The sequence below is a fragment of the Paenibacillus sp. sgz302148 genome (genome assembly GCF_056120465.1).
Window position 1 is genome coordinate 1 of the sequence record NZ_JBVYOJ010000066.1, and the last position, 642, is coordinate 642.

The window sequence follows — 642 nt, forward strand, 5'->3', positions numbered from 1 at the left end:
CGGATCGCATGATGAGCATTCTTTCCCGGGCGGAATCCGTAGGAGAATTCTTTGAAGTCCGGTTCGAAAATCGGTTCCAAGACCATCTTGGCTGCCATCTGTACGACTCGATCACATATTGCGGGTATCCCGAGCGGACGCATTTTGCCGTCTGCTTTTGGAATTTCCTTTCGTCTAGCCGGCATGGGTCGGTACGTTCCACTTTTTAGCTTCTCCTGAACTTCGGTTATGAACTTCGTTTCTCCATACTCTTCCAGGATCGAGGTGATCGTTACGCCATCAATCCCACCGCTACCATGATTTCCCTTTACTCGTCTCCATGCTTCCCAAAGAATATCTTCGCGATGAACCTTGTCGTACAGTGCATGAAACTTGCGCTTTGGATTTTCCTTGGCCGCAAGGTATAGTGCTTTATGAAGTTGTTGAGCTTTTACTTTGGCGTAGTTAGCAGGGTTTACTGCATTCACTCACTCTTACCTTCCCTTCACACTTGAACAAAGTGGGGTGTTGCCTTTCGGCGCCCTTCCCTCCATGAGGTTGTGTTGTCCCCACTTCTCAGGTAATATGGCCCCCTCCGACTCCCTTCCCGCGGCTCGCCACTTCACCTTTTGGGCTTATAGGTCTGCTTACTACGTAAAAAAA

1 pseudogene is annotated in these 642 nt (G+C 49.2%); it reads right to left on the reverse strand.

The window, feature by feature from the left end:
* Positions 1-467: pseudogene (locus tag AC0LWM_RS32435) on the reverse strand (group II intron reverse transcriptase/maturase); the annotation flags it as partial.
* Positions 468-642: the final 175 nt, after the last annotated feature.